This window comes from Kitasatospora sp. NPDC057904, from assembly GCF_042887925.1.
Classification (GTDB): domain Bacteria; phylum Actinomycetota; class Actinomycetes; order Streptomycetales; family Streptomycetaceae; genus Kitasatospora.
The window spans coordinates 625598-635221 of the sequence record NZ_JBHVOL010000002.1; the positions used below are offsets into that span (position 1 = coordinate 625598).

General features: G+C 71.0%; 1 protein-coding gene. It reads right to left on the minus strand.

The features are described from left to right. Window positions 1–9607, minus strand: a 9607-nt coding sequence (locus tag ACFVSN_RS08145) for a hypothetical protein (RefSeq protein ID WP_387954212.1), incomplete at its 3' end; no start/stop codon positions are given. Window positions 9608–9624 lie beyond the last annotated feature (17 nt).

A 9624-nucleotide genomic window follows, 5' to 3' on the forward strand; every position in this document is an offset into this window, starting at 1 on the left:
CGTTGGCATCCAGCGTGCCCGTCAGCGTCCAACTCGCCGAAGAACCCGCCGGGATCTCCACCGCCGGACACGTCGCCACACCACCGCTGACCGGACAGGCGGTCCCGTCCGAAGCCACCATCGAAGCGTCGTTCACACCCACCGGCACCCGATCAGTCACCACCACGTTCCGAGCCCGCGAAGGCCCGTTGTTCGTGACCGAGACCCGCCACTGGATCTCCTGCCCAGGCACCACCGGGTTCGTCACCAACACCTTGGCAACCACCAGATTCGCCTGCGGAGAAGGCGAGTTCGACGGCGAAGCCACCGCCGTGTGCGAGGACGCCGTCGGATCAGGACCACCCGTCACCGTCACCGAGTTCGTCGGTGTGACCGTCGCATTCGGGTCCAGCGTCCCGCTCAGCGTGTACGACGCCGTCTGCCCGACCTCCAGCTCGATCGCCGGGCAGGTGGCGACGCCGTTGCCGATCGGGCACCTGGTGCCGTCCTCGTCCGAGACCATCATCGCGCCGGACACCCCGTCCGGGACCCGGTCCGCGACCACGACGTTCCGCGCGCGGGACGGCCCGTTGTTCGTCACCGACACCCGCCACTGGACCGTCTGCCCCGGCACCACCGGGTTCGTCACCAGCACCTTGGTCACCGAGAGCCGTGCCTGCGGCGACGGCGTCCCGGTCGGGCTGGCGACCGCCGTGTGGGCCGACGTGCTCGGGTCCGGGCCTCCGGTCACGACGGCCGTGTTGCCGGGCACGGTGGTGGTGTCCTGGGCCAGGGTTCCCGAGAGCGTGTAGGTGACGGTCTCGCCGACCGGGATCTCGACCCCCGGACAGGTCGCCACGCCACCGGCGACCGGGCAGGCCGTCTTCGTCGCGTCCGGCGAGAGCGAGGCGCCGACGACTCCGTCCGGGAACCGGTCGCTGACCACCACGTTCCGGGCCTGGCTCGGGCCGTTGTTGGTGACGCTGATCCGCCAGGCGATCGGCTGCCCCGGCACCACCGAGTTCGTCACCAGCGCCTTCGACACGGACAGACTCGCCCGCGGCTCTACCGTATCGCTGGCCTGCGCTGTCGCGGTGTGCGCCGTGGCCGTCGGGTCGGGTCCGCCGGTGACGGTCGCGACGTTGACCGGGGTGCTGGTCGCCGCCGGGTCGAGCGTACCGGTGAGGGTGTAGGAGACGGTCCCGCCGGCCGGGATCTCGACGGCCGGGCAGGTCGCCGTCCCGCCGGCGACCGGGCAGGCCGAGCCGTCGGCGTCCGCGATCATGCCCGCACCGTTCACCATCGCCGGGATCGTGTCGGAGACGACCACGTTCCGGGCCCGCGACGGACCCCGGTTGGTCACCGTCACCCGCCACTGGATCTGCTGCCCGGGCACCACCGGGTTGGTCAGCAGCACCTTGGCGATGCCCAGGTTCGCCTGCGGCGTGGGCGAGTCGGTGGGCGAGGCCACCGCCGTGTGCGCGGTAGCGGTCGGGTCGGGGCCACCGGTCACCACCACCGTGTTCGTCGGCGTGACCGTCGCGTCCGGCGCCAGCGTCCCGGTCAGGGTGTACGAGGCCGTCTGGCCGACCTCCAGCCCGATCGCCGCGCAGGTCGCCGTTCCGCCCGCGACCGGGCACGTGCTCGCGTCGGCGTCCGACTGGAGGACGGCGTTGTTCACCCCGTCCGGGATCCGGTCCGTGATGACGACGTCGCGCGCCCGGGACGGGCCGTTGTTGGTCACCGTCACCCGCCACTGGATCTTCTCGCCCGGCACCACGGGATCGGTCAGCAGCGCCTTGGCCACCGTCAGACTGGCCTGCGGTGACGGCGAATCGGACGGCGACGCCACCGCCGTGTGCGTCGGCGTGGCCGGATCCGGCCCGCCGGTCACCACCGCCGTGTTCGTCGGCGTCACGGTCGCGTCCTGCACGAGCGTGCCGCTCAGCGTGTAGGTCCGCGTCTCACCGACGGCGAGCTCGATCGCCGGGCAGGTGGCCGTCCCGTTCGCGATCGGGCAGACCGTCCCGTCGGCGGAAGTCATGCTCGGACCGCTGACACCGTCCGGGACGCGGTCGGCGACCACGACGTTCCGCGCACGCGACGGCCCGTTGTTCGTGACGGACACCCGCCACTGGATCTGCTGCCCGGGCACCACCGGATCCGTGACCAGCACCTTCGACACACTCAGACTCGCCCGCACCGACGGAGAGTTGGACGGCGAAGCCACCGCCGTGTGCGTGGAAGCCGTCGGGTCCGGACCGCCCGTCACCGTCACCGTGTTCGTCGGCGTGGCCGTGGCATCCTGCGCCAGCGTGCCCGTGAGCGTCCAGGTCAGCGTCTGCCCGGCCGGGATCTCCACCGCCGGACACGTCGCCGTGCCGCCGCTGATCGGACAGGCGGACCCGTCCGCATCCGCCTTCATCGAGGCGCCGTTCACACCTGCGGGCACCTGGTCCATCACCACGACGTTCCGCGCCCGCGAAGGGCCGTTGTTCGTCACCGTCACCCGCCACTGGATCTGCTGCCCCGGCACCACCGGATCCGTCAGCAGCACCTTCGACACGGAGAGCCGCGCCTGCGGAGTCGGGGACGAGGTCGGCGAGGCCACCGCCGTGTGCGAGGACGCCGACGGATCGGGCCCGCCCGTCACCGTCACCGAGTTCGTCGGCGTCGTGGTCGCGTCCGGGTCCAGCGTGCCGGTCAGCGTCCAGCTCGCCGAGGACCCCGCCGGGATCTCGACCGCCGGGCAGGTCGCCGTCACGTTCGCGATCGGGCACGCGGTGCCGTCCGCCGCCGTCATGCTCGCGTCCCGGACACCGGTCGGCACCTGGTCGGTGACGACGACGTTCCGCGCCCGCGACGGACCGTTGTTGGTCACCGTCACCCGCCACTGGATCTGCTGCCCCGGCACCACCGGATCCGTCACCAGCACCTTGGCCACGACCAGATTCGCCTGCGGAGAAGGCGAGTTCGACGGCGAAGCCACCGCAGTGTGCGTGGAAGTTGTCGGATCCGGACCACCCGTCACCGTCACCGAGTTGGCCGGCGTGGTGGTCGCATTGGGATCCAACGTCCCGGTCAAGGTCCAGTTCATCGAGCCACCCGCCGCGATCTCGACCGCCGGGCAGGTCGCCGTACCGCCGCTGATCGGACAGACGGTCCCGTCCTGGGCGGTCATCGACGCGTTCAGCACACCGTCCGGGACCTTGTCGGTCACGACCACGTTCCGAGCACGCGAGGGACCGTTGTTCGTCACCGTCACCCGCCACTGGATCGGCTTCCCCGGCACCACCGGATCCGTCACCAGCACCTTGGCCACGACCAGATTCGCCTGCGGAGAAGGCGAGTTCGACGGCGAAGCCACCGCCGTATGCGTGGAAGCCGTCGGGTCCGGGCCACCGGTGACCGTCACCGAGTTGGCCGGCGTGGCCGTCGCGTTGGCGTCCAGCGTGCCACTCAGCGTCCACATCACCGTCTGCCCGACCGGGATCTCCACCACCGGACAGGACGCCACACCGCCGCTGATCGGACAGACGGTCCCGTCCGACGCCGTCATGCCCGCACCGGACACTCCGTTCGGAACGGTGTCGGTGACGACGACGTTCCGGGCACGAGAGGGCCCGTTGTTGGTGACGCTCACCCGCCACTGGATCTGCTGCCCGGGAACCACGGGATCCGTCACCAGCACCTTCGACACCGACAGATTCGCTTGCGTCGATGGCGAGTTGGACGGAGACGCCACCGCCGTATGTGTGGAGGCTGTCGGGTCAGGACCACCCGTCACCGTCACCGAGTTGGCCGGCGTGGCCGTGGCGTCGGAGGCGAGCGTGCCCGTCAGCGTCCACATCACCGTCTGCCCGACCGGGATCTCCATCGCCGGACACGTCGCCACACCACCACTGATCGGGCAGTTCGTCCCATCCGCATCCGCCCGCATCGAGGCGTCGTTCACACCGGACGGCACCTGATCGCTCACAACCACGTTCCGGGCCCGCGAAGGACCGCTGTTCGTGACCGAGACCCGCCACTGGATCTCCTGCCCGGGCACCACCGGGTTGGTCAGCAGCACCTTCGACACCGACAGATTTGCCTGCGGAGACGGCGAGTTGGACGGCGAAGCGACAGCCGTGTGCGTGGACGCCGTCGGATCCGGACCACCCGTCACCGTCACCCCGTTCGTCGGCGTGATGGTCGCGTTGGAGTCCAATGTGCCGGACACGGTCCAGCTCATCGAGTCACCGGCCGCGATCTCCACCGCAGGACAGGTCGCCGTGCCGCCGCTGATCGGGCAGGCGGTGCCATCAGCCGCCGTCATCGAGGCGCTGCCGACACCCGCCGGCACCTGGTCGGTGACGACCACGTTCCGCGCCCGCGAGGGCCCAGTATTGGTCACCGTTACCCGCCACTGGATTTGCTGCCCCGGCACCACCGGGTTCGTCAGCAGCACCTTCGACACCGACAGATTCGCCTGCGGAGACGGCGAGCCGGACGGCGAAGCCACCGCCGTATGCGTGGAAGCCGTCGGATCCGGACCACCCGTCACCGTCACCGAGTTGGCCGGCGTGGTGGTCGCATTGGCGTCCAGTGTGCCACTCAGCGTCCACGTCACCGTCTGGCCGGCCGGAATCTCCACCGCCGGACACGTCGCCGTCCCGCTCGCGATCGGGCACGGGGCATTGTCGGCGTCCGCCTTCATGCTCGCACCGGACACCCCGCTCGGCACGGTGTCGGTCACGACCACGTTCCGCGCCCGCGACGGACCGTTGTTCGTCACCGTCACCCGCCACTGGATTTGCTGCCCCGGCACCACCGGGTTCGTCAACAGCACCTTCGACACCGACAGATTCGCCTGCGGAGACGGCGAGGACGTCGGCGACGCAACCGCCGTGTGCGTGGACGCCGTCGGATCCGGACCACCCGTCACCGTCACCGAGTTCGAGGGCGTCACCGCCGCGTCGGAGGCGAGCGTCCCGGTCAACGTCCACGTCAGCGTCTGGCCGGCCGGAATCTCCACCGCCGGACACGTCGCCGTACCGCCGCTGATCGGGCAGGACGTCCCGTCAGCGTCGGCGCGCATCGAGGCGTCGTTCACACCGGACGGCACCTGGTCGGTCACCACGACGTTCCGCGCCCGCGAGGGACCGTTGTTCGTGACGCTCACCCGCCACTGGATCTCCTGCCCGGGCACCACCGGGTTCGTCACCAACGCCTTCGACACGGTCAGGTTCGCCTGCGGAGACGGCGAGGACGTCGGCGACGCAACCGCCGTGTGTGTGGAAGCCGTCGGATCCGGGCCACCTGTGACCATCACCGTGTTCGTCGGCGTGACGGTCGCATTCGGGTCGAGCGTGCCGGACAGCGTCCACGTCAGCGTCTGCCCGACCGGGATCTCGACCGCCGGACACGTCGCCAGGCCATGGGCGATCGGACAGTCGGTCCCATCCGAAGCCGCCATCGAAGCGCTGTTCACACCCGCCGGCACCTGATCCGTCACCACGACGTTCCGCGCCCGCGAGGGACCGTTGTTCGTGACGCTCACCCGCCACTGCACCTGCTGGCCGGGCACCACCGGGTCGGTGACCAGCACCTTCGACACCGTGAGGCTCGCCCGCGCCATCGGGGACGACGTCGGCGACGCGACGGCGGTGTGCGCGGTGGTCGACGGGTCGGGCCCACCGGTCACCACGGCCGTGTTCGACGGCGTCGTGGTCGCGTTGGCGTCCAGCGTGCCGGACAGCGTCCACGTCGACGTCTGCCCGACGGGGATCTCCACAGCCGGACACGTCGCCAGGCCATTGGCGATCGGACAGGTGGACCCATCCGACGCCGTCATGGAAGCGTTGTTCACGCCCGACGGCACCCGGTCGCTCACGACCACGTTCCGGGCCCGCGAAGGACCGTTGTTCATAACCGAAACCCGCCACCGGATCTGCTGCCCCGGCACCACCGGATCCGTCAGCAGCACCTTCGAGACGGTCAGACTGGCCTGCTGGGAAGGCGAGCCTGACGGCGAAGCCACCGCCGTGTGCGTGGACGCCGTCGGATCCGGACCACCCGTCACCGTCACCGAGTTCGCGGGTGTGGTCGTCGCGTCGGAGGCGAGCGTGCCCGTCAGCGTCCACGTCACCGTCTGCCCTGCCGGGATCTCCACCGCCGGACACGTCGCCGTACCGCCGGCGATCGGGCAGTTGGCGCCGTCAGCGTCGGCGTGCATCGAGGCGTCGTTCACACCGGACGGCACCTGGTCGGTCACCACGACGTTCCGCGCCCGCGAGGGGCCGTTGTTCGTCACGCTGACCCGCCACTGGATCTGCCGGCCAGGCACGACCGGGTTGGTCACCAACACCTTGGCCACGGTCAGGTTCGCCTGCAGCGACGGCGAGTTCGACGGCGAAGCCACCGCCGTGTGCGAGGACGCCGACGGATCAGGACCACCGGTGACCGTCACCGAGTTCGTCGGCGTGGCCGTCGCGTTGGCGTCCAGCGTGCCACTCAGCGTCCACGCCACCGTCTGCCCGACCGGAATCTCCACCGCCGGACACGTCGCCAGGCCATTGGCGATCGGACAGGCGGTCCCATCGGACGCCGTCATGCTCGGGTTGTTCACACCCGCCGGCACCTGATCCGTCACCACGACGTTCCGCGCCCGCGAAGGACCACTGTTCGTCACGCTCACCCGCCACTGGACCTGCTGGCCAGGCACCACCGGATTCGTCAGCAACACCTTCGACACGGTCAGATTCGCCTGCGGCGTCGGGGACGCGGTCGGCGAAGCCACGGCGGTGTGTGCTGTGGCTGACGGGTCCGGGCCACCGGTGACGACGGCGGTGTTGGTCGGCGTCGTTGTCGCGTCGGCGTCCAGCGTGCCACTCAGCGTCCACGTCGACGTCTGGCCGGCCGGGATCTCCACCGCCGGACACGTCGCCACACCACCGCTGATCGGACAGACGGTCCCATCCGAAGCCACCATCGAAGCGCCGCTCACACCCGTCGGCACCTGATCCGTCACCACGACATTCCGCGCCCGCGAAGGCCCGCTGTTCGTCACGCTGACCCGCCACTGGATCTGCTGCCCCGGCACCACCGGGTCGGTGAGCAGCACCTTGGCCACGGTCAGGCTCGCCTGCGGAGTCGGCGAGGACGTCGGAGAAGCCACCGCCGTGTGCGAGGACGCCGACGGGTCCGGACCACCCGTCACCGTCACCGAGTTCGTGGGCGTCACCGCCGCGTCGGAGGCGAGCGTACCGGCCAGCGTCCAGGCCGCGGACGAGCCCGCTGGGATCTCCACAGCCGGGCAGGTCGCCGTACCGCCGGCGATCGGGCAGGACGTGCCGTCGGAGGCCGTCATGCTCGGGTCGTTCACGCCGGCCGGCACGGTGTCCGTGACGACGACGTTGCGGGCCCGCGAGGGGCCGTTGTTGGTGACGGTCACCCGCCACTGGATCTCCCGGCCGGGGATCACCGGGTCGGTGAGCAGTGTCTTGGAGACGACGAGGTTGGCCTGTGGCGTCGGGGAGGAGGACGGCGAGGCGACCGCCGTGCGGGCCGTGGCCGACGGATCGGGACCGCCGGTGACCACGGCCGTGTTGGCCGGCGTCGTGGTCGCGTCGGCCGACAGCGTGCCGGTCAACGTCCAGGTCAGCGTCTGACCGGCCGGGATCTCCACTGCCGGGCACGTCGCCGTGCCACCGCTGATCGGACAGGCGGTCCCATCGGCGTCCGCTGCCATCGAGGCGCTGTTGACGCTCGCCGGCACCTGATCCGTCACCACGACGTTCCGCGCCCGCGACGGACCGCTGTTCGTCACCGACACGCGCCACTGAATCTGCTGGCCCGGCACCACCGGGCTCGTCAGCAGCACCTTCGAGATGCTCAGCCCCGCCTGCGGAGAGGGCGCGGCGGTCGGCGACGCGACCGCCGTGTGGCTGGAGGCGGTCGGGTCGGGCCCACCGGTGACGGTCACGCCGTTGGTCGGGGTGGCCGTCGCGTTGGGGTCGAGCGTGCCGGAGAGCGTCCACGTCATCGTCTGCCCGGCCGGGATCTCGACGGCCGGACACGTCGCCACACCAGCGCTGATCGGGCAGGCAGTCCCGTCCGACGCCGTCATCGAAGCGCCGCTCACACCCGCCGGCACCTGGTCGGTCACCACGACGTTCCGCGCCCGCGACGGACCGCTGTTCGTCACGCTCACCCGCCACTGAATCTGCTGCCCCGGCACCACCGGGTTGGTGACCAGCGCCTTCGAGACGGTCAGATTCGCCTGCGGAGAGGGCGAGTTGGAGGGTGAGGCGACGGCCGTGTGCGTGGACGCCGTCGGATCCGGACCGCCCGTGACCGTCACCAAGTTGGTCGGCGTGGCCGTCGCGTCGGAGGCGAGCGTGCCGGTCAGCGTCCAGGTCAGGGTCTGCCCGGCCGGGATCTCCACCGCCGGGCAGGTGGCAACCCCGTTGGCGATCGGACAGTTGCTCCCATCGGCGTCGGCCCGCAGCGAGGCGTCGTTCACACCGGAAGGCACCTGGTCGGTCACCACGACGTTCCGCGCCCGCGACGGACCGCTGTTCGTCACGCTCACCCGCCACTGGACCTGCTGCCCCGGCACCACCGGATTCGTCAACAGCACCTTCGACACCGACAGGTTCGCCTGCGGAATCGGCGACGACGACGGCGAAGCCACCGCCGTGTGCGAGGACGCCGACGGATCCGGACCGCCCGCCACCGTCACCGAGTTGGTCGGCGTGGCCGTCGCGTTGGGGTCCAGCGTGCCGCTCAGCGTCCAACTCGCCGAGGATCCCGCCGGGATCTCCACGGCCGGACACGTCGCCACACCACCGCTGATCGGGCAGGCAGTCCCGTCCGACGCCGTCATCGAAGCGCCGCTCACACCCGCCGGCACCTGGTCCGTCACCACGACGTTCCGCGCCCGCGAAGGACCACTGTTCGTCACGCTCACCCGCCACTGGACCTGCTGCCCCGGCACCACCGGATTCGTCAACAGCACCTTCGACACCGACAGATTCGCTTGCGGAGTCGGCGACGACGACGGCGAGGCCACCGCCGTGTGCGAGGACGCCGACGGGTCCGGACCACCCGTCACCGTCACCGAGTTCGTCGGCGTGACCGTCGCGTTGGGGTCCAGCGTGCCGGTCAGCGTCCACGTCCGCGCCTGGCCGGCCGGGATCTCCACCGCCGGGCAGGTCGCGACGCCGCTCGCAATCGGGCATTGCGTGCCACCCGGAGCCGTCATCGTCGGGTTGTCGACCCCGGCCGGGATCGTGTCGGTGACCACGACGTTCCGGGCCCGGGACGGGCCCGCGTTGAAGACGTTGATCTGCCACTGGATCCGCTGCCCGGGCACCACCGGGTTCGTCACCAGCGTCTTGCTGACCTGGAGGGCGGCCTCCGGCGCGGGCGTGGCGGTCGGCGAGGCCACCGCCGTGCGCGTGGAGGCGGACGGGTCGGGACCGCCCGTCACGGCCACCGAGTTGGTCGGCGTCGTGGTCGCGTTGGGGTCGAGCGTCCCGTTCAGGGTCCAGCTCAGCGACGAACCGGCCGGGATCTCCACCGCCGGACAGGTCGCCACACCACCGCTGATCGGGCAACTGGTGCCGTCCGCGTCGGCCTTCATCAATGCGCCGGTGACAC